This window comes from Moritella sp. 5 (assembly GCF_018219455.1).
Lineage (GTDB): Bacteria > Pseudomonadota > Gammaproteobacteria > Enterobacterales > Moritellaceae > Moritella.
Genome location: NZ_CP056122.1, coordinates 4008397 through 4029048 on the forward strand (window position 1 = coordinate 4008397; position 20652 = coordinate 4029048).

Annotated in this window: 19 protein-coding genes and 1 pseudogene; 6 read left to right on the forward strand and 14 right to left on the reverse strand. The window is 36.8% G+C overall.

Annotated features, from left to right (window positions below; translation table 11 throughout):
* Positions 1 to 348: 348 nt before the first annotated feature.
* The gene (locus HWV01_RS17870; protein WP_211672821.1) at positions 349 to 2259 is read left to right on the forward strand and encodes a methyl-accepting chemotaxis protein; all 1911 of its coding nucleotides are present in this window, start codon (positions 349 to 351) and stop codon (positions 2257 to 2259) included.
* Between the two features lie 38 nt (positions 2260 to 2297).
* Entirely contained in the window at positions 2298 to 4016 is a 1719-nt protein-coding gene (locus HWV01_RS17875) for a pyridoxal-dependent decarboxylase (protein WP_211672822.1), read from the forward strand.
* Between the two features lie 306 nt (positions 4017 to 4322).
* On the opposite strand, the gene HWV01_RS17880 is transcribed toward HWV01_RS17875, so the two are convergent.
* Both HWV01_RS17880 and HWV01_RS17885 read right to left on the reverse strand, forming a co-directional pair.
* On the reverse strand, positions 4323 to 4949 hold the full coding sequence (locus HWV01_RS17880) for a hypothetical protein (protein WP_211672823.1): 627 nt from the start codon (positions 4947 to 4949) through the stop codon (positions 4323 to 4325).
* Between the two features lie 502 nt (positions 4950 to 5451).
* Positions 5452 to 6903 carry a hypothetical protein gene (locus HWV01_RS17885; protein ID WP_211672824.1) on the reverse strand — a complete coding sequence of 484 codons (1452 nt, stop codon included), beginning with the start codon at positions 6901 to 6903 and terminating at the stop codon, positions 5452 to 5454.
* A gap of 449 nt (positions 6904 to 7352) precedes the next feature.
* Between HWV01_RS17885 and HWV01_RS22430 the strand changes: the two are divergent.
* A pseudogene (locus HWV01_RS22430) lies at positions 7353 to 7608 on the forward strand (IS5/IS1182 family transposase); the annotation flags it as partial.
* A 146-nt stretch (positions 7609 to 7754) separates the two neighbouring features.
* Positions 7755 to 8903 carry a cyclopropane fatty acyl phospholipid synthase gene (gene cfa / locus HWV01_RS17890; protein WP_211672825.1) on the forward strand — a complete coding sequence of 383 codons (1149 nt, stop codon included), beginning with the start codon at positions 7755 to 7757 and terminating at the stop codon, positions 8901 to 8903.
* A gap of 163 nt (positions 8904 to 9066) precedes the next feature.
* Here cfa and HWV01_RS17895 read toward each other — a convergent pair whose 3' ends face one another.
* The 4 genes from HWV01_RS17895 to HWV01_RS22535 form a co-directional block, all read right to left on the reverse strand.
* Positions 9067 to 9441, reverse strand: coding sequence for a hypothetical protein (locus tag HWV01_RS17895; protein ID WP_211672826.1), 375 nt, complete (start codon positions 9439 to 9441; stop codon positions 9067 to 9069).
* A gap of 67 nt (positions 9442 to 9508) precedes the next feature.
* Positions 9509 to 10195 (reverse strand): hypothetical protein, encoded by a 687-nt coding sequence (locus tag HWV01_RS17900; RefSeq protein WP_211672827.1) that lies wholly within the window; start codon positions 10193 to 10195, stop codon positions 9509 to 9511.
* 633 nt (positions 10196 to 10828) lie between these two features.
* Positions 10829 to 11980, reverse strand: a complete 1152-nt coding sequence (locus HWV01_RS22530; protein ID WP_371816342.1) for a phosphatase PAP2 family protein — start codon at positions 11978 to 11980, stop codon at positions 10829 to 10831.
* A gap of 75 nt (positions 11981 to 12055) precedes the next feature.
* Complete coding sequence (locus tag HWV01_RS22535; protein WP_211675907.1) at positions 12056 to 12169, reverse strand: phospholipase effector Tle1 domain-containing protein; 114 nt, start codon at positions 12167 to 12169, stop codon at positions 12056 to 12058.
* Between the two features lie 419 nt (positions 12170 to 12588).
* On the opposite strand from HWV01_RS22535, the gene HWV01_RS17915 reads away from it, so the two are divergent.
* Positions 12589 to 13854: a diguanylate cyclase domain-containing protein gene (locus HWV01_RS17915; RefSeq protein ID WP_211672829.1), complete on the forward strand. Its 1266-nt coding sequence runs from the start codon at positions 12589 to 12591 to the stop codon at positions 13852 to 13854.
* Positions 13855 to 14166: 312 nt separating this feature from the next.
* Here HWV01_RS17915 and HWV01_RS17920 read toward each other — a convergent pair whose 3' ends face one another.
* The 5 genes from HWV01_RS17920 to HWV01_RS17940 all read right to left on the reverse strand — a co-directional run bounded on the left by HWV01_RS17920 (position 14167) and on the right by HWV01_RS17940 (position 17165).
* Positions 14167 to 14379: a hypothetical protein gene (locus tag HWV01_RS17920; RefSeq protein WP_211672830.1), complete on the reverse strand. Its 213-nt coding sequence runs from the start codon at positions 14377 to 14379 to the stop codon at positions 14167 to 14169.
* Between the two features lie 62 nt (positions 14380 to 14441).
* Positions 14442 to 14855, reverse strand: coding sequence for a T6SS amidase immunity protein Tai4 family protein (locus tag HWV01_RS17925; RefSeq protein WP_211672831.1), 414 nt, complete (start codon positions 14853 to 14855; stop codon positions 14442 to 14444).
* Entirely contained in the window at positions 14837 to 15328 is a 492-nt protein-coding gene (locus HWV01_RS17930) for a type VI secretion system amidase effector protein Tae4 (protein WP_211672832.1), read from the reverse strand. Before HWV01_RS17930 ends, HWV01_RS17925 begins: the two co-directional genes overlap by 19 nt.
* A gap of 142 nt (positions 15329 to 15470) precedes the next feature.
* Positions 15471 to 15866, reverse strand: a complete 396-nt coding sequence (locus HWV01_RS17935) for a group I intron-associated PD-(D/E)XK endonuclease (RefSeq protein WP_211672833.1) — start codon at positions 15864 to 15866, stop codon at positions 15471 to 15473.
* A gap of 285 nt (positions 15867 to 16151) precedes the next feature.
* Positions 16152 to 17165: a DUF2235 domain-containing protein gene (locus HWV01_RS17940; protein ID WP_211672834.1), complete on the reverse strand. Its 1014-nt coding sequence runs from the start codon at positions 17163 to 17165 to the stop codon at positions 16152 to 16154.
* A gap of 131 nt (positions 17166 to 17296) precedes the next feature.
* On the opposite strand from HWV01_RS17940, the gene HWV01_RS17945 reads away from it, so the two are divergent.
* Entirely contained in the window at positions 17297 to 17434 is a 138-nt protein-coding gene (locus tag HWV01_RS17945) for a tyrosine-type recombinase/integrase (protein WP_211672835.1), read from the forward strand.
* 125 nt (positions 17435 to 17559) lie between these two features.
* Here the strand turns inward: HWV01_RS17945 and HWV01_RS17950 are convergent, their stop codons facing one another.
* The 3 genes from HWV01_RS17950 to HWV01_RS17960 form a co-directional block, all read right to left on the reverse strand.
* Positions 17560 to 18396, reverse strand: coding sequence for a DUF3037 domain-containing protein (locus tag HWV01_RS17950; RefSeq protein WP_211672836.1), 837 nt, complete (start codon positions 18394 to 18396; stop codon positions 17560 to 17562).
* Complete coding sequence (locus HWV01_RS17955; protein ID WP_211672837.1) at positions 18393 to 19127, reverse strand: HipA family kinase; 735 nt, start codon at positions 19125 to 19127, stop codon at positions 18393 to 18395. The genes HWV01_RS17950 and HWV01_RS17955 overlap by 4 nt, the downstream gene beginning before the upstream one ends.
* A 575-nt stretch (positions 19128 to 19702) precedes the next feature.
* The gene (locus HWV01_RS17960; protein ID WP_211672838.1) at positions 19703 to 20593 is read right to left on the reverse strand and encodes a hypothetical protein; all 891 of its coding nucleotides are present in this window, start codon (positions 20591 to 20593) and stop codon (positions 19703 to 19705) included.
* Positions 20594 to 20652 lie beyond the last annotated feature (59 nt).

Below are 20652 nucleotides of genomic sequence, written 5' to 3' on the forward strand. Positions count from 1 at the left end.
AATATCACGAGCCATAATCAAACCCGATCATAGTTATACGCATTATCACTTTTATATTTAATAGCCCGCTCAGAGACGATTTTATCTCAAAATTCAAAAAAGTCTCCAATTTGGAGGCTAAATTTAATGAACCATAAACACGCCTACCTGAACATCCATTAATATACACAACCTAGCCCCACGATGTGACATAGAGTCCGACTTACACCACAATCTGCCAACCAAAACAATGACTTGAAGCACGACGCACCACTTTGTATATAGATACAAACCAACAAGTAAAGTACAATTTACTGCCTATGCGCTATGTCAAACATGGTAAACGAATGTAAACATGGGGATAATTTGATGCATTTAGGTTTTAAAGCGAGAATTAATATTAGTGTTGCTATATTAGTGACCATTTCTATGGTCACTCTGGGCATGCTTAACATTAACACCTTAAAAAAGGATATGGTCGAAAACTTAACTAACACCACAACAAATAAAGTAGAACAAAGCGCCTCTCTGATAGAAACCTGGATAACCTCTAGGATTGCCGTAATAAATAACAGTGCCCCGCATTTTTCTCAACAATTAACTACCGAACAAAATTTAAGCTTAGTACGCGTTATCGCCGAATCCAGTGGCATTTCAAATATTGCGGTTGCCTATGAGAATGGCACGACGTTTGTGACTAAAGGTGGAGATAACGGTGTTTTACCCGTTTCGGATACCTTCAAACAACGTGACTGGTATAAACTAGCCAAAAGTAAGGGTAAAACCTCTCTATCCGATATTTACATTGATTCCATCACTAAAAAACAAGTCATCAGTATAGCAAGTCCTGTTTATGACAACGGTATATTCACTGGTGTTTTACTCGGTGATTTACAATTAGATGAAGCGATTACCCAAGTACAGACAATCCGCTTCGCAGGTGGTGCTGCGACACTGGCAGACAATCACAATAGGTTTATAGCCAGTGATGATCCAAGTGATTTAGGTAAAACCCCTTCACAAATTCATCCTGTATTTGCCCCACTAGAAACAGCATTCAACGCGAAAAACCAGGGCGTGATCAGCTTTTTCTATTTAAACACTGATTTTGACGGTTATTTTAAACGTATTAACTTAACCGATGAGGTGCATTGGACCCTGATGGTCTTTATCAACAAAGCAACTGTTATGACAACGATTAATAGCGTAATAACAGAATCAATTAGCATGGGTATAGCACTCATTATATTAAGTATTTTTGCAATTATAATAATTGTAAAACGTATCTATGAGCCTGTCTTAGCTCTAAAAATAGCCGTACTTGATTTGGCTAGTGGCACTGGCGATCTTACACGTCGATTAGAAATCAAAGGCCAGGACGACTTGGCTGATATTGGTCAAGGTTTCAATGATTTTGTTAGTAATCTGCAAGACATGATGCTGCAAGTTGTAAATTCAACAAGTGATATTTCTAGCAATGTAGAACAGTTAGGTGCTTCAGCGCAGCAAAATGAGACAGTTTTATTATCACATTCAAGCGAAACAGAACAGATTGTGACAGCTATCCATGAGATGAGTGCTACAGCGAACTCAGTGGCAGAAAGTATTCAGCAATCAGCTGAAATTGCCGAATCAACCAAACAAGAAGCCACCCGTTCTCAAATTGTGGTAAACAATGCAGTGAACAGTGTGGCCTCACTGGTCGATGACGTTGATGAAATGGCGCAGCGTATTCAGTTAACCAACGACAACGCACATCAAATAGGCTCTGTACTATCCGTCATTGGTGGGATTGCAGATCAAACCAACCTGCTTGCTTTAAATGCTGCGATTGAAGCAGCCCGTGCCGGAGAGCAAGGGCGTGGATTTTCCGTAGTTGCTGATGAAGTCAGAGCGCTTGCAGCCAGAACACAAGAAAGTACCGCTGAAATTAACGACATGCTGACAAAATTATTAAGCGGCACCACAACAGTCGTTGAAGCAATGGAAACAACCAAAGCGAGCTGTCAAACAACGGCAGAAACAACGGCAGAAGTTTCTGGTAGTTTAGACAGCATGAGTGCTTCAGTAATTCAGATCGACGATCTCGGTTCCCAAATTGCAACCGCAGCGGAAGAGCAAAGTTCTGTTGCAGAAGAGGTTAACCGTAACATGCTGGTGATTCGGGAAATTGTCAACGAACTGGTGCAAAGCGGTCATAATAATTTGGAAGCAACGGAGTCCCTTGCTCAATCTAACCAGACGTTACTCCAGCTGGTTAGCCAGTTCAAATTACAGTAAATTAAGTATAAAAAAGCAACTTGCTTTGTAAAGGATTTATGATGAGAAAAACATGTTTAAATTTGCTAAATGAAGACTCAGTAAATCAAGTTTCGCCCCGCTTCCAGCAATTTTATCAGGAAGTATTTGCCGATTATTTTTCCCGAGATCCAGCACGCTGGCCTGTTTTTGCAGAGCCAGGATTTAAGGCAATGACTCAATTTCGATCTCTAGAATTAACACCAGATCAGCGTTTAACAGCCTATCCAAACGGGCCTGAACTACAGCAAACATTACTTGAAAATTCAACAATACCATCTGGTCGTACAAAACCAACTGGACAGTGTGACGATATACTAGCATTTGCAGCGGCACTCTCTAAAAACTGGGAAAACCCATCATCGGTAGAAAACGTAGTCACTATGCCTTGTGATCCGGCCATCTATGGCTCCATGATGGGGACGTTAGCCAATCCAAACCTCGTTTACAGCGAATATTCAGGGATGGCTGACCAGCTGGAAAAAAATGTGGTTCGCCAAATTGCCAGCCTGGTGGATTATGATGTACCTCAAGCTACAGGCCTATTCACTCAGGGCGGTACATTCTGTAATTTATACGGTTACTTGCTAGGTTTGCGTAAATCACTGCCGAATGCGAAGTTCACAGGTATGGGCATGATTGAGGATTACCGTATCTTAAATTCTCAGGGTGGCCATTATTCTAATATGACAAGCCTGTCTCTGCTTGGTGTGGATATTCGCAAAAAAACAATCCGTATCAAGGTAACAGAAAGCCATAATATTGATTTAGACGATATGGAAAGTCAACTTCGCGCCTGCTTTGCAGTTAACTGCCGAGTTCCTACTATTATGTTAACAATGGGTACCACAGATACTTTTGCAGTGGATCAAGTAAAACCAGTGCATGACCTTCGTAATCGCTTATGTGAAGAGTATGAATTAAGCGTTAGACCGCACATTCATGTTGATGCTGCGGTAGGTTGGTCAATGATCTTTTTTAATAGCTATGACTTTGCCAGCAATCCACTTGAGATTAATCAGGCCACACTCACTGGCATTGAGCGCACGATGCAACGCGTGAAGGAACTAAAATACGCAGATTCCTTTACCGTTGATTTTCAAAAATGGGGTTACGTTCCTTACACTTCCAGTCTGATTATGATCAAAAATAAAGACGATATGAAAGCGTTAGAGAATGATCCTGAAAATTTCTCTTATTTTGAACATGACCTGCAAGGGCAAACTCACCTTCAGTCGACAATTGAATGCTCACGTGGTGCTGCAGGTATGTTTGGTGCCTATTCTGCACTGAAGTATATGGGCTTAGAGGGTTACCAAATAGTTCTGGCGCACTGTTTACAGAACGCCAACTACTTCCGTCATGAATTATTAAAATTAGGCTGCGTGCGCTTGATAGCCCCAGAAAATCAGGGGCCAAGTGTCGGATTCAGATTATATAACCTAGAATGGGTTACTGATGTGGATGCCGAATTTAAAATAGAGCAACAGTGCATGACCAACCCTGACTATGCCGAACGTTTACGTCGAAATAGCCAGTGGCATCGTGAGGTATTTAATCAATGTGGTAAGGTTGGTTTGTATACTAACTGGGTTGAATTCATTTCCCGTTCTGCCTATAACAAGCACAGTAAATATTCTTATATTCCGGGAGAGAAAGCGGTATTCATGAATCCAGCTGCTGGTCGTGAGCAGATCGATACATTCATCGCTAATGTCCGTCGCGTAAGCGGCTGTTAGTGGTTAAATAAACTTGGCAAAATTAAAGACACGACAAATATTAAAACTAAAAATTTGATTTGAATATTAATGTCGTGATGAACTTACATTATTTATAAGTAATGTAAGTTCAAGGTTATATATTGACAGCAACCGTACCGGGGAGTTAGTGACCCATACATAACAGTCAGTCACTTACGTCTATTGTCTTTAATGAGTTATACTGCAAACTCTAACTGGGACCTAGACCAAGATAGTACAAAATCACCCTTATGTTTAATAGCGCCTACACCGTTGATATTAAACACAATAACGCGCACTGATAAGTTATTTTTTCGCCTTTGTACTTTCAAATTTGTTCGTATACTCACCAGGCTTTGTTTTTGGACGCCAAACTTTACGTCCTTTTGTACGAAGTCTTTTTAGAACTTGTAACTTTTCACGTACGCTTGAAAAATAGGCCAACTTATTTTTCTCTTCTTCAGATAATAGCGCTGGGTTATGTCGCGAAATTAGCCGAAGTAGATGGAAGCGCGTTACTTTTTTAGAAAAAAACCATATTGGTGACCAAGTCGAACCACGAAGTGTCACGCGTTCAAAATCAACGATAGAAACCTTATCATCTTTAATAAGTAAATCGCGCTCTGGTAGAGAGTGACGAGCTACACCTGCACATAACATTCTATCAACCAGTAAGCACAAATGTTGCAGTGCTTCATCAGAAAGTTGTTCCTTATTTTCACCAAGCAAACGTGTCATTGTTAGAGTGGTATCATCGTCTTTATATTTAATTATTTCAGGAAATCCAGATAGACCTTTTAATCTGAGCAGCGCGAATTTTTCGCGACTATAACGTTTTTTGTAACTTGGTCTAATTTTAAAAGTTTTTACTACTTCCTCATTACCAATTTCGACCCGCATTTTACCCGTTTCATATATTGATATCATACCCACCAACGAACCTTTCATCTTTACAAAAAAGACCAGCCGAATACCACTGGTCTTACCTGTAAAGCATACTAGTTGAAGACAGAACCAGTGACAAGCCTAGCACTGCAAAGCATCGTAAACCATTGTAAATTAGTGGTTTTTAAAGTAAGCAACCAGCTATCCTCGGTGTACTGCACCTGATATTTAGTCGATGAAATACGGTTTATCGTCGTTTATATTTGGTCAAGAAAAGGCGTCTGATTAAAAACGCCCGCAGAGTGGCAGCGTTAAGATAGGCTAACGATAGCTCTTACTCCCTAATTGCTTGGAAACAATTGCAGTTATCGAAAGAAAAATGAGTCATGTTTTACGGCACTCGATTTCGAATTATTTTATGGTAAATGGTGGGAATATTCTGGTGCTACTGCGAATAGTGCGTCATGCATCAATTATTGATGTTGATGAAATACTCACATCTTGCACCAGAATATTTATAAGATGCAGTTAAATTGAATCCTCTGATTAATTAATATAATTCGTAAATACCTTTACCAATAGCGGCAAAAATTCGGCCATCTTTATTTTCAACAATACGTTCAACGACCAACACCTTTTTACAAGCGACTGAATCGGGGTTCCATTGACAAGCATCAGTTTTGATTGGAGCCATCAAAGAATTGCTACTATCAGTTACTTTCCAATCGGAGCCATCTTCAGATTTAGCAATACCATAATCATGTGAGCCAACAATAATCCCGTCAGTATATGCAACAGATACTAAATTATGATCTATAATCCCTGAATTATGAGGTGTAAACTGCTTCAAGTTATTAGATTCAGAATTATATTTTATTAATCCATTAATATTATTAGCCATGTAAATATTTCTATTATTATCTTCAGAAAAAGCAAGTATCCCGCCAGCAGGCATTTGGGAGTTAACCTCTGTCATTGGTGTCCAAGAACCTTTTGCATAATAAGAAATACCACCCTTTATCATAGAACCCGCCCATATACGATCCTGGCTATCAACAAATAAAGATTTAAAGTCTGTAAACTCATCTAGACCATGCTCTGTGATTTTAGAAAATAAGTCATCTTTATGAGAAAATAATCCATCACTAGTCCCTATATAAAGCTTATCTAACATAGAAGTTAAACTGAATACAGCAGAACACTCATCATCATTCTTTGTTTTACATGATAATTGACTGTCTAGATCGGATACGATGTTGCTATCCAAGTCATACTCAACAAGTAGCTTCCCTCCCATATATTGATCCTTCCGACCACCCATATATAGTTTATTACCAACTCTAGCCATATCATAAATAGGTTTAGGTAAATCCTTCCCAGATATATTCAGTAGCGTTACGTCATCCGATTTAATATTAACGGAACGAACTTCTACGTCCTTCATCATATCGCCTGTAGCTACATAGAGCGTATCGCCAAAAATACTAATATCTGAAATCTTATTTGTAAATGTGGCTATAGGACGAATAATTTTATCAAATGATCCCTTAAATACTTTCTCTTCTGATCCATCAGGTAAAGAAGTACTTATCTCATAAAAATATTTACCATATTTAAGGCTTGTATTATTGTACCCAGAGCCCACATTAACAGTAATTTCAGATGCAGCAGAAGATACAACCTTCTCAAAAATCATCGCATGATCTTTATCATAAACTTTAATTTCTGCATTAATGGTTTTAACAAAATTAAACGTAAGTTGATCGGTTACAAACCGAGTGCCCTTCTTCACTTGAAATACTGGGTCGGTTGTTAGCTTAATAACTGACGTGTCAGGTACTTCCACCTTATCAGGCACCGTCACCCCGTCAGGTACTTTCACCTTATCAGGCACTGCCGACTCGCCAGTCACTCCTGCCGTGTAAGCACTATTATTTGATGTATCACTTCCGTCACAACCAACCAAAGCAAGGAATAAAACTAATACTGTGTATTTTTTCATTATTATCGTCTTATAAAACATGGAGCGCCGATTATACACAAATGATAATGATTGTCATTACCATTACCAGCCCATATCAAAAAGTTGGCGAAGAAAATCAAGAAGTGATTATCCATCATAAAATAGCGCTTCATCCCGACATATCAGCCGGGACTTCAACAATATTATCATGTCAAATTATGCTCTCGTGAGCTCACAAAATACTCAGAATGTAAAAAAACAACAAGTTAGTTGATAACGACTAATAACAAGCGTACATTACCTTCATTCGAAACAGGAGTGAAACCCATCTCGAAAGTCCAGGTCACGTTTAAATCGGCAGATTCAACTTCGAAGTACATTACCGCTAAACAGTTATCGCTACTATATGCTCAGCCATTAATTGAGCAGGGGTTTTGTAATCAAGTTTCTTTCTCGGTCTGTCATTAAGTTTAACTATGCCCTAATTAATGCTCACGGATGAACACTGGTCGAAACTTAAAATCTATATTGCTTGAAGAGCGTGTCTATGACAAACCTGAACATCGTCAAACATTGGAAGGCATTCTGTTACGATGATTTAGAACACTTTCTAAAAACAGCGATTGTGAGTGGTAGTTCATTGATGGGAGCTATATCAAAGCTCATCAGCACAATGCTGGCGCGGCATCTAAATATAATCAAGGTATCGGATTACGCCGTGGCGGTAATACAAGTAAAATACATTTTTAAAGTTCAACAGCTCCTAACTGGAAAGGTCCCCGAATTAATATAATTTATACGCTTAGGCTGGACGATTAATATCGCTCCCCCCTTTTTTAGAGTCTTAAATTATATCGATTTAATTTCTTATTCAATTCAAGAGAGTTTTTATGTCTAATAAAGATTTATTCCAATCAATTTTATTAAAAGCTGATATTCAGATCGATGGTAATCGTCCATGGGATATCCAAGTTCATGATGAAGAGCTTTATACTAATATACTAACTGAAGGTTCTATCGCTTTTGGTGAAGGTTACATGGACGGGAAATGGAAATGTGATGATATATCAGAGTTAATTAGTAAAATTTTACGTACGGATATAGAGTCAAAACTAGATGGCTTATTAAAGCTTCGTATTGGAGTTGAAGTAGGTAAAAATAAATTACGTAAGTTTTTTAATCCTCAAACAATTGAACGTTCAAAAAAAGATGTCTCATCTCATTATGATACAGGTAATGATCTATTTGAGAATATGTTAGATAAAAGAATGACTTACACTTGTGCCTATTGGGAGGATTCAAGTAATATCGACGAGGCTCAAGAAGCTAAATTAGACTTGGTATGTCGTAAACTAGACCTAAAAAAAGGTATGCGAATACTCGATATCGGCTGTGGTTGGGGCAGTTTTATGATATATGCAGCTGAACACTACGGTGTTATTTGTGATGGTTTAACCTTATCTAAAGAACAAAAAAAATTAGGTCAAGATAGAGTTAATGCTGAAGGGCTAGATGTTACTTTTGTTTTACAAGACTATCGTGATTACCAACCCACTGAAACCTATGACCGTGTAGTATCTATTGGGATGTTAGAGCACGTTGGACCTAAAAATTACTATGAATATTTTGAATGTGCAAAAAGGTTTATGAAAGATGATGCCATTTTCCTTTGCCATACTATAGGTGGTTCAGTTTCGAGAACAATTAATGAAAGTGATCCTTGGATCCAAAAATATATTTTCCCTAATGGCGTTATTCCTTCGATGACTCAAATATCAGGCGCTATCGAGAACAAATTAAACATTGAGTGTGTGCATAATATTGGTCCAGATTATGATAAAACATTAATGGCTTGGTACGAAAACTTTGAAAAAAATTGGACAAATATTGCAAGTAATTACAGTGAAAAATTTTATCTAATGTGGAAATATTACCTTCTAAGTTGTGCTGGTGCATTCCGTTGTCGAGATCTCAATGTATGGCAAATCATGTTGACAAAATTGGGCACTGAAATTCCATTAACACGTCGAGCATCATAATTATATTAATGAAGTCTGCAACTTAGGTTCAAGGTGCAGTCAGTTTTGTTAAAAGCATATCGAATATTCATGGACTATAGCAAAGAGCGGTCCAAGAAAAGTAGCAGAAACTAGTTTACTTGCATCTGGATTTTAATTTCCAGATAGCATGGTTTGCGCCCGACTATTCCTCTGGCGCGTAGATAGTCACTGTAATTCGCCCACCAACGTCAGCGAGTTTTGAAACCGAATCTTGACTCAACGTGGACTGAAAGGCCCTTGGTGTTGAACCACCATCATAGCCAAAATCAAAGACACGTTTTATGGCAGAGTCCCAAATGGTCCTTAGATCAGATGGTAAACCTGTTATTAGCTGATGGTATTTTTCAATGATGTCATCTTCAGCACTCTCTAGCGTTTCGAAGGCTCCGAACCAAGTACCGTCGACTTCTTCAAGTCGAAACACTGATATTTCATCCCCCCAAAACTCGACTATCGGGGTAATATCCTGCTTTGATTCGACATCCAGATCTACGTTTAAAAAGTGTGTATCGTTCATTGCCTAGCTTACTATGTTAATTTATTCATAAACTATATTATGGCATTTATTAAGGGGTTCCAAAACTTTAATAGAATTGAAATTTTTCAATATTATCCAACATAACCTTTCTATTGTTTGTGCTATGACTACCACACTGATCGCCATACACCTTTAATTCAGGGAATGAATATGCTTTTATAATTTGTTTATTTTTCACCGACGATGTCACAGAAGACATGATCGTTATATATCTTCCGCATACAGCAGCATAGGCATAGGGAATTAAATCTTCTTCGTATACGGTTTCATGCTGAGCACCGTATAAATGGCCTAGTTCATGTTCTAAAGTTAGAGAGTCACAATTCAGATCAATAATCGCAATATTTGGAAAAGAAATAGATACAGTCGATCCGCAAAGACTCTTTGTTGAGGTCGGTGATTTCATTAATAACACTGACAATCTACTACCATCAATTAGTTTTTTGTACAGATTGTAATCCTCAATCATCAATTGAATCATAACTAAATCAAGTCGATCATAATTCACATCAGCCAACGATGAAGAAAAATAAATATGGCCCTGCTTTCGAGTTAATGGGAGAGACGAGTTACTTAGCACTAAGTTTGAGTCTGCAATTGAGTTGGTTATTTTTGATTCGACAAGATTCTTAGGGATGTCATTGCTAACATAGAAGTCTATATAGGTGGAACTTGCCGCTTGACCGTATTGAATAGAGAAAACAAAGCATAACAAATATAACTTTTTAAACATAAGTCTTTAAGCCTTTTGTAATAACGCAATTAATTTGGCCACAAAGAAAGAGCTGAGGTTCAGGTCCCGCTTAAATTGACTTACTATATGTCTGAATCGCAACTACTGCTTTGATCATAGTTCGCAGGAGAACCACTATCAAAACTATTAGAGTTCTGCGTAAGAACTGCAGTTAAAAAAATATAATCTAATAAATGAAAACTAGATCTTTTCTTAATCGGCTTATCTTCAGCTAATAAACTAAAAATTAAACCAGCGCCAATAATTGGTAACAACCATGCCACACTTATTAAAATAACCTTCTGTTTCTTATCAAAAAATCAGACTTAACTACATGGTAAGTGATGAAAATCCCCGCGTATACAGCCAGGCAACAGAATATAGTAATTATAATTATCGGAGTGCTCATAGTTTCCGTACCAAGTGACTCATAACATAGGTATAACATAGGTATAACAGGACAGGTATAGAACTGATTTTATTATCGTTTAATTTTATAGCAAGGGAAATAAGTATTAAAAGTCTCATGGTAAATATCGAAATTAAATGAGCAACATGACATTTCTAACGGGGACTTAAAAAGCCTCCTAATTAGGAGGCCAATTTCGCTAATCCACTACAGTTGTGGCTTATTTATTCAGAAATTCGAGTTGTAGAGATAACCTGCCTATCGGTTTCACCGACATAAGAGGATATACGCCAGATACATAGAGTCAGTAAAGCACTGACAATACCATCTACAAAATAATGCCATCCGAGGGCAAAAGATCCGATAAAAATAATAAAAGCAAATACCCACAGTGCATATCCCAGTTTTTGATTCACACTAGAGATTGCCAGAGCCATAAGAACGGCAACAGAAACATGCATACTTGGCATCGCTGAGATACCACTACCTAACATGTCTTTATTATTTGCATACGCATCCCATAAATTATTTTGCATAGAAAGACTAGATAATCCAGGCCATCCTTGTTCTATTAGCCAGTTATGCTTGTTTTCTAATGTTTGTATTAGTAAGTCATAGGCATGATTTTCAGGATTTAATCGTGGGACAAATGCAGGTCCAGCAGACGATAATAACATGGCGATTACGATACCGATGATTGACCAACACAGTATCGTACTAATAAGAAAACGGGTTCTAACTACAGAGTTAGATGCGAGTAAAAAATAGCACACCACTGTCCACATAATGAAAAACCAAAGGTTGTAACAGAGATTCATAATAAAAATCCCGTAAGGACTTTCGATTAATCTATGAATAAGTAAAGCAGGGTCGTGTCCTAAAAAAAACCATCTATCTAGCTCTTGAAATAGCACGTCATACTTAAACATATTGACGATAGGTATCATGTTTTTCATCGTCGAAAAGCATGACATAAATAGACTAATTGCTGTAAGGAGTAAGAAAGATGAGAGCAATTTAGCTCTAGACGCATAGACTAGTGCTAATGGGTTATTAAAGCACTTAATGGGGTCGGGCTCTCTATTGATTAGTCGCTTAAAATAGTAAAAAATCACATAGAGTAAAGTTGAAATTGGTATGATAAATCCCAGTGCATGAAAGTAAGAAAAAAAACGTAATTGATTAGTATAATCATGATAAAAAGTAAATATTGATATTGATAGCACCATAACTAATATCAGTAAATATATTGATCGATCCTTTATAGCCTCCTTATATACAGATAAAGATTCATCGCGGACAATTTGTATAAACTTGGTATTTAGTAACATATCACACTGATAACATTTAGGTAATTTAACTGAGAACTGTAACATACCTTGAATTAAAGTGTTGAATAATCAAGAAAACTGCGCGTAACCAAAAGAATACTCATATAAGAACTTAAGAGCTCATTTATGTATGTTGCCAAACTCTCGATAACCATTAAGGTCTTTATTTAACAGTCCACAACAGTAGATCATACCAGCGAGTGAACGGGCGGTATATGCGCCTCGGCTAAAGATTTTATCGCCATGCTCATCATGTTTTTACTCATGCTTCCTCCTATGTGATGAACGGCTATTTATCGTTAGGAGTTTATTTGTTTGCGAGTCACTTTATGATTAATGGCGGGAGTATTAAGATACAGAACATGGCTAAAGATAAAGGGGGGTGTTTTAATAATTTATGCTCTGAATGAAAAGTTTTCCTAAACAGATGCCAGCCGCCCCAAATGAAGTAAATAGGTAAACCACCTGTTCACATTTCCAGAATCTCCTAACATAGGAGATAGCTTCAACCAATCAGGGTTTTACTTCGAAGTAAATACCAATAAACCATTAGTTTAAATCATAACTTATATGGTACCTTCATACGGATATTTAAACCTAGAAGATAGATTCCATAATAAAATTCAATTTTCGACAAAGTAACACTGAAACCTATGATTAATAAAATTAAAACAACTCAAATTAAAACTGCCGCGGTTTTCAGTTTTATCTTTATGTTACTTTCTTTAATTTCGTTTTTTATGCTCCAAAATTTCCAACACTCTGTAGCCACAACATTAGCAAGCCGCACTGCTGAAGTGTTAGCTACTACAATCAACCAAGCTAGAATTTCATATAGTGCTCATACAACACCACTAGATTTGCATCCAGATATTACTGTCGAAGCTTTATATCATGGGAAACCACTGTCACTTCCCAACCCTACTACATTTGCTATTGAATTAGGTGAAGCTGTTACTCGTTCCTCAGCAGGATTTATGTTGCACACCTACAGTCAATATCCGTTTAAAAATAGAGAGAATATAGGTGGACCACAAGACAGTTTTCAACATGATGCTCTTTCAAAATTAACTACATCATCCCCAACATTTGAACGAATCGAAGAGCTTAATGGAATACAAGTATCACGCTACGCTGAAGCGATTTTTATGACGAAAAGTTGTGTAACCTGCCATAATAATCATCCTGATAGTCCTAAAAAAGATTGGCGAGTAGGCGATGTACGTGGTGCAATTGATATTGCCATCCCCTTAAATCTTGATGAAAAAGATCTATCTGGAACAATGAGATACTCTTATGTGATATTTATTTCTTTCTCAATAATTAGTTTGTCATGTATATTTATAACGCTTAAAAGAGCGCTGAGCTTGTCTCAAGAACTAGAGCATAAAGTAAAAGAAAGAACCACTGTATTAAATGAAATTGCACATACTGACTCACTTACACTCATTGCCAATCATCGTTCGTATGTTGAATTTTGCGATAAAATAATTCACCAACAAACTCCATTCTCAGTCATTATTTATGATCTTGATTACTTTAAAAAAATAAATGACAAATATGGTCACGATGTCGGAGATGAATGTTTAATTGCAGTGGTCAATGCGGTTTCCTCTGCATTACGTAAAGATGACGACTTCCATGCGCGTATTGGTGGAGAGGAATTCGCCATAATTTTAACCAATACCTCAATGCTAGAATTAGATGTGATAGCTAAACGCGTACTTAAGTGCGTCAAAGATATTAATATCCCACAGCATAACGATATAAAAATAACTTGCAGCATGGGCTCTACACTCATTACTAAATTTGATGGTGCGACTATTAAAGATATAATTAAGGTCGCAGATAACGCACTTTATGAAGCAAAAAAATTAGGTAGAGATAGATGGGTACACAAGCATTACAATATAAATTAGGTATTTCAGTAAAGTCTAGGAATATCACAGTGATTGGTCAGATTGCTTTGCCTTGTTAGGTCATCTATCTATTAACAATATCAGGTGGCGTACTGCATCGATGACTTCATCTGAGCAGATTAACCTGTAATGTACGACTTTCTCTATTGCTCTATCGCTGTGTATTTTAACTAGCTCTGAGAAATATACAAATAACACAGTATAAAATCATAATCTTCAATTAAAAACGGCAGTGCGATTAACACTACAGATATGCTTTAATTACGCTCGACCAAGTTTTACCCCTATTACGAACTGTCGTCATTATGAAACTTACTTCGCCGAAGACTTACTTTTAAGTTGTTTTATTTCAGCTTTTAATTTTCTGATTTCTAACCTGTCAACACAGAACATAACAACAATGATAACGATAAAATAAACATCGATATATTCTGTTATCAAAGGAGATCCAATAAATGCAAATGCTGCAAATCCAAGCCCTGCGATGATCAATAAGAACTTATCTTTTATTAATTCAAAAGTCATTATGCTATCGCCCTCGCTCGTATGCTATACCTGTCTCTTTTATGAAACAGCCAATCCAGCCGCTATTGGCACCTAACGCTAAATTTATCTGCGCTATCCCACGTAGTTGGATCTTTACAAGGATTGTTCATATCGAATATGGCAGCAACATCCTTTGAGTTTTGAAAATCGATACAACGAGCTAATTCCAATGTTGAGCCTGATTTGGCGGTATATGGTCTAGTTTCCCACGTTTTATATGTATCATTAAGCGCAGCATAAGCTTCCAATGTCATATTGCCAAACTCTCGATAACCATTAAGGGCTTTAATGGCGTCATCATGAATATCAGAATCTTTGTATTCAGTTGCTAAACACATTGCCAAGGCATAATTGTTAAACAGCTGTTTTTCAGTCGCTTTATCTAACTCATGAGCATAACTAGTAACACTTAAAATACAGGCTAACATGGTTATGATTAATCTTTTAACGTCCATAAATATCCCTTATTTGATTGAGGAAAGTAGCAATGATCAGTGCACTGTAGTCCACTCCAAATAGTTGCATGCCCAGAAGCATCTACCCATTCACTCACCTCCACAACAAGTATTCCTTTATGTTCCGAAAATTTTGAAGCCGCTGGGTGGTTAATTACAATATCTGGTTCACCAAAAGTATCAAACAAAAATTTAATTAGATCTTTTACTTTATAGAGATACCAATTTCCTTTACCACCTGAAACAGTTTTCCCTTTCATGAACGGAATTTTCACACCAACTTTGTTCAATACATAACTCATACGTATAGCACAAGCATTTTCAAAACGTCCCTGCTCTGCTGTTAGGGTATTGATGTTGTAATCGACTTTACCGCCAATTTTATCACCAACACCAGATACGGTTTTACCAACATCATCATAGACGTCTCTAAAAGCCAGCTGTGTACGTAATAGACTCGGTCGTGTTATCACAATATTTTCCCTTATAATAAAGTTTAATAATAAGGTGATTTTAGCGTGTATGTGAAATGCATATGAATCAAAAAAGTATGGTTTTATATCTAATTATTAATGTGGTGATGTTGCATAATTAACACCACTACAATACAAACATCTAAATCTTATTAAAAGCTTTGATAAAAGGCTTATGATGCTGATGAAAGCGAATGCTACCAGCGGAGTTAAGTCGTTTAGTTCTCTGCTTGAAGGGCTTTAAGATATAACCCCAATTATCTTCCCTAGAGAAATAAATAACATAATCAATTTTGGCATCACCCCATTTATTTTCCACAACATGGGATTCATCATGGGACTCGATTGTTTTGATTTGGATCCGGTAAAAGTTATTACCATCACTTACCAGTAGGTCGGTTTTCATATCATGGTCAATGATAGGAGCAGAGACTTCCCAGCCATCGAAAGTAAACCAACTGGCGGCAAGTGTCTCAAACGAAACTTGTTTGTAATGTTGAAGTGCAGGAGTAGTACGAAGTGCGTTTTTTACAGGCATAATTGTATCCAATATAAAATTGATGCCGCACTACGGTAGGGACCTCTGTGTGCGAGCCGGGTATCCGTATGGAATAACCCACAATTTAATATCACCATACAACCGTGTGGTTTGTATCTAATAGAAAAGGCTGCCAGCCCTGCAATCTCACTTAAGGTATTATCATGCATTAATTCTATTATCAGACTTTAAGCCTGTGATAAAGATTAAGTTAAATCTAGCAGGAATTATTACTGTAGGCAAAGTTAATGTAAGGCATTTACCTGATATTTGATACCGCTAGCTTTACTTCACGACTTTATAAGGCTCAAGTCCGCCCCTACTGTTAAGATCAACTAACGCGAGTGGTATGTAGTCAACAATGAGCTTTAATTTTTGGAGTACAGAGACATGGACACTTGGGGTATTTATATCGGTTACCGATGCAACCCTTGGCTCCTTTCCTCCGTAGTAAAATTTGTATGAATCATGTATTTTTTTCGATACATCTTCAGGGTAAGGGTAATGACGAGAATCTAATTCTACTTTGTGTTTTATTTTGGCTATCATCCAATTAAATGCGACATTAGAATGGTGCCTTTCTTTGTATCCCCCGCCGACATCAGCATGAACGCCCGAAAACCAAACCTGCTCTATAACTTGATTGTCAGCACCAGCACGCGTTGCCCATAAGGTAGGCTTAAACGTTTCTCTCTGCTCATCGATTGATACGGCATGGTATGCATGCAAAGCATCTTTGTTAAGTGTTGTATCATGAAATTGGAGATATTGATGAGTGATTGCTTTTAAGAACCCGATAGGGATACCAAGCGAACCGACAGTGTCCCATACGCCAATCACTTCGATCTGACACATGATATTATTTTGTTTAAAACTGTTTTTTTCGTGGTTATCTGCATGCTTATAAACATCGAAAGCATGTTCAATCGCCGTCTCAGTAAGCCGGTCTTTATTTAACAGTCCACAACTGTAGATCATACCAGCGAGTGAACGGGCGGTATATGCGCCTCGGCTAAAGCCGAAAATAAAGATTTTATCGCCATGCTCATAATGTTTACATAATTCGAAATAGGCTTCTCTTATGTTTTTAGCCAGCCCCCACCCTGATATCCCACCAATGAGACTATTGTACCAGTCCGAACCGACGCCTTCGTCGTAATACACCACTTGCCGCTTTGGTTGGGTTTTATCTAAGATCTCCCACAAATTCCGAACATTAGTTTCTTCGTTTTCTGCATGCGGATCCTCATCTGGTTTGCTCCATGTACCATCTAGACAAAGAATAATGTTTTTACTCATGCTTCCTCCTATGTGATAACGGCGACTTATCGTTAGGAGTTTATTTGTTTGCGATGGAATTATATTTCTAAAGAAGCGCAATATTATTCACACTGTTGGAACGAGCAGGATTTAAATTACCCAAAGGGCAAATGAGCCATGTGTTAAGGCACACGTTTGCGAATCACTTTATGATTAATGGCGGGAATATTCTGGTGCTGCAGCGAATACTTGGACACGCATCAATTGTTGATGCGATGAAATATTCATATTTTACACCAGAGTATTGAGAGGATGCAGTTAGGTTGAATCCGTTAAAAGAAATACAATGATACAACTAGATTAAGAATTACGATATCTATGAAAATAATACCTCCCAATTCAAAATGGGAGATATTTAACAGTTAAAAGTATTCTAGATTAGTTTAAACTTATCAGGACTAAGATCACGAGTCGCGAATTTCATTAATTCATTTTTATCTTTAAAATCACAAACTTGAACATTTAATTCTTTAAAGCCAGTTACAACTTCTTGGTAAGCCCTTTTCAGTTTTTCAGTTCCACACTTAGGTTCTTCAAAAGGTAATAAAACATTTTTTTCATCTAAACTACCAGTCTTAATTAATCTTTTTACTTTCCAGTGCCAAAGCTCACCATGCTCAATGATCTTTGTTGTCGTTGATTGTTGGAATGCCAAAGGTTTAATAATTTTAGGTGAATTATCTCTATTAACTAAAGGGAAAGTAGCCTCAAACAACTCATTGGCTATTTTATCTTCTTTAAACTTTGGAACACCTTTTTGCCTCAAGCTATTCCGAATATCTTTAACCATTACATTTTCTCGATATTCTTTAGTCAGAAAATCTCTTCCAATAAATTGCTTATAGAGTTTTTCAATAAATTCCTGGGGATCACCTTTAAGCAAAGCGCTGCGAACTTCTCCAAAGCGAATAATACTTTCTCGCTCTCTGATAAGTTCAATAAAAACATCAGCTAACTGTCGTTCACTTACTTTATGAGCATATTCTTGTAATCGACAGAGTTCTTTTTCTATATTATTTCTTGTGGCACTAAAAAGTTTATTATCTAGATCATCAAAAAATTGACTTACTCTTTTAAATCTTGGAGGAGCTAATTTAAAACCAATAAAACCCGTTTGTGGAACGCAAAGCACAATGCCTACATTAGCAAACTCACTTGTTTCTGCATAAGGGGCAAACCTGACTATTGCGTATAAACAACTCATACTCATTGTAATGCCTCCCAGAAAAGTGCTGTTTTATATAAATTAAGCTTAGTAAAAATTTCGTTTAATAGTCCATCGCAACTATCTAACCACTCTTGTGGTATACCTTTAGCATACTCAGCAAGTTCAGCTATAGCAATCGGCAATTGCTCTAACATCTCATGTTTAAAATTGAGTTCTAACTGAGCCTCATACCAAAATTCTCGACATGCATGAAAATTCTTATTATTTTCAAAATCATAATTTACATCGAACGCTAAATTATGATCAAATACTGTCATATCAGAATTTATTGGGTTAATAAATAAATTCGGATTACCTCCATTTTCAGTAAGCATACGATCTTCATTTTGGATTAAATAATCAAAAAAGAATAATAATTTAGCAACCTGTGGATTCATAGACTCTAAATCAATAACCTTAAGCTCAGTTAGGCTCTTAACTTCTTGAGAGGCAAAAACATAACAGCTTTCCTCACCAAAATCTTTCTTCGCTTCTGAATTATAACGGAGTAAATTCATATCGAGATAAGCAATAGTTGTGCTTGGAATCGGTATACCCAGCGAACGCCCTAATTGAGCACAAAGATACTCAATGATCAGCCCTTTATGGAGAGCTTGGACACCTTTAATGTAGTAAGTATTATCATCCGACAAGCGACTAATCCAAGGGCTTGTAGCACCTTGCGTTGATCTTCGAACCAATTCCTCTACGTCTAATTCAAGAATATCTGGCAACTAAAACCTCTAATACAAAAACAAAAAACAGATCGAATTCAGAGAACTCAAATTCTAACACATTAAAATAAAAGGTATATAATAGTTAATATATAGAAATGAATTATCAGCATAAAGAATAAACATAACTATTTCTCTTACAGAGAGGATATTTAAAAATGTACAAATCGACAATTTTCTTGGTGAACACGCATGATATTTTAATCGAGATTTAACAGCCGAACAGATGAAAATCACGCTTTAATACTAATAGCAGTAAACTAACTCACAACTTAATATCAAAGTAATCAGCCTTGATGCCTAAACTAATTTTCTTGCTAGTCTTACCGCATACCCCACAACAAATGGAACCTACCTATTGCTAGACGTCATCATGCCCAATCTGATTTTAATCGCGTTAACTACAGCGGCTACACCTAAGAGACACTTTTAAACGGGGCGTACACCTAACCACAGACCAGATGTTTGCTATTCTTTGGCGTTGCATGGGTTACTTTGTATTAATGTCGGGCATATCGCTATTAATCTGCTACCCAATTGCCTATCGACAAGTGCATTTCGGGGTCTAGAAATCCCTAAGTAAATGAAACAATTTCAATTAACGACCATATAGCATAAGCGCTTAATGCAAAAGGAACAATTAGGTCGAAGAACAACCATCGTAAATTCTGGCTAACAATTAATAATTTGAACCATTGATCAAAACGTAAAATTGAAGCGTCGATTCTTATATGATGTAGATGATTACTGAAATCAGTAACACTCTTCTCATACGTATTGATAGCTTGAGTTAAAGCATTTAGATTTGCATTATCGCCAGATAGATCAATGTGTTTTTTAAGAGCCTCGGATGTAGATTCAATATTATTTATAATAGAATCTCTTCTCTTTTTAGTTTCAAACATCCAAAGATAAAGGTTAGAATTTTCATCTTTCCCAGAATGATCATATAGAGCTTCATCACTCCCAAACATCCCACCTTCATTACCTCTGACCTCATCATGAGATATTCCAGTAAGACGAACTCTCCAATGTAAAAATTGAATTTTCACATTAAAGGCGTAATTTAAAAACTCATATAAGACAATAACTAACAGTATGCTGTATACAACCTCAGACGTTAGATTTATAAATTGCAGCCCACCAAAAAATCTTGATTCTGGATTAATCTGAATATCAAAAGTTGTAAAAGTTAGTGCTAGGCATGAAATAAACAGTAAATTACGACGAACTCTCTCTTCATAACCACTACTCTCAATGCCTTTAGGCTCTTTCATTATTTTCTCAATACGCTTTAACTTTTCTGCATCGCATCCTTTTTCGTATCGCTTTCTATTAACACTTTTCCAAATAAAAAAAGCCAACATAACTAATAAAATACATACGTTTGTAACTAACCCATTATCAGTAACACCAAAAATAACCAACCAAATTAAAATAACCCAAAGTATCTTCTCATTACTCAAACTTAAATCTCCTCTTATTCAAATATAATAATTTATTTCGGGGTTGCGCGCCCCTTTAC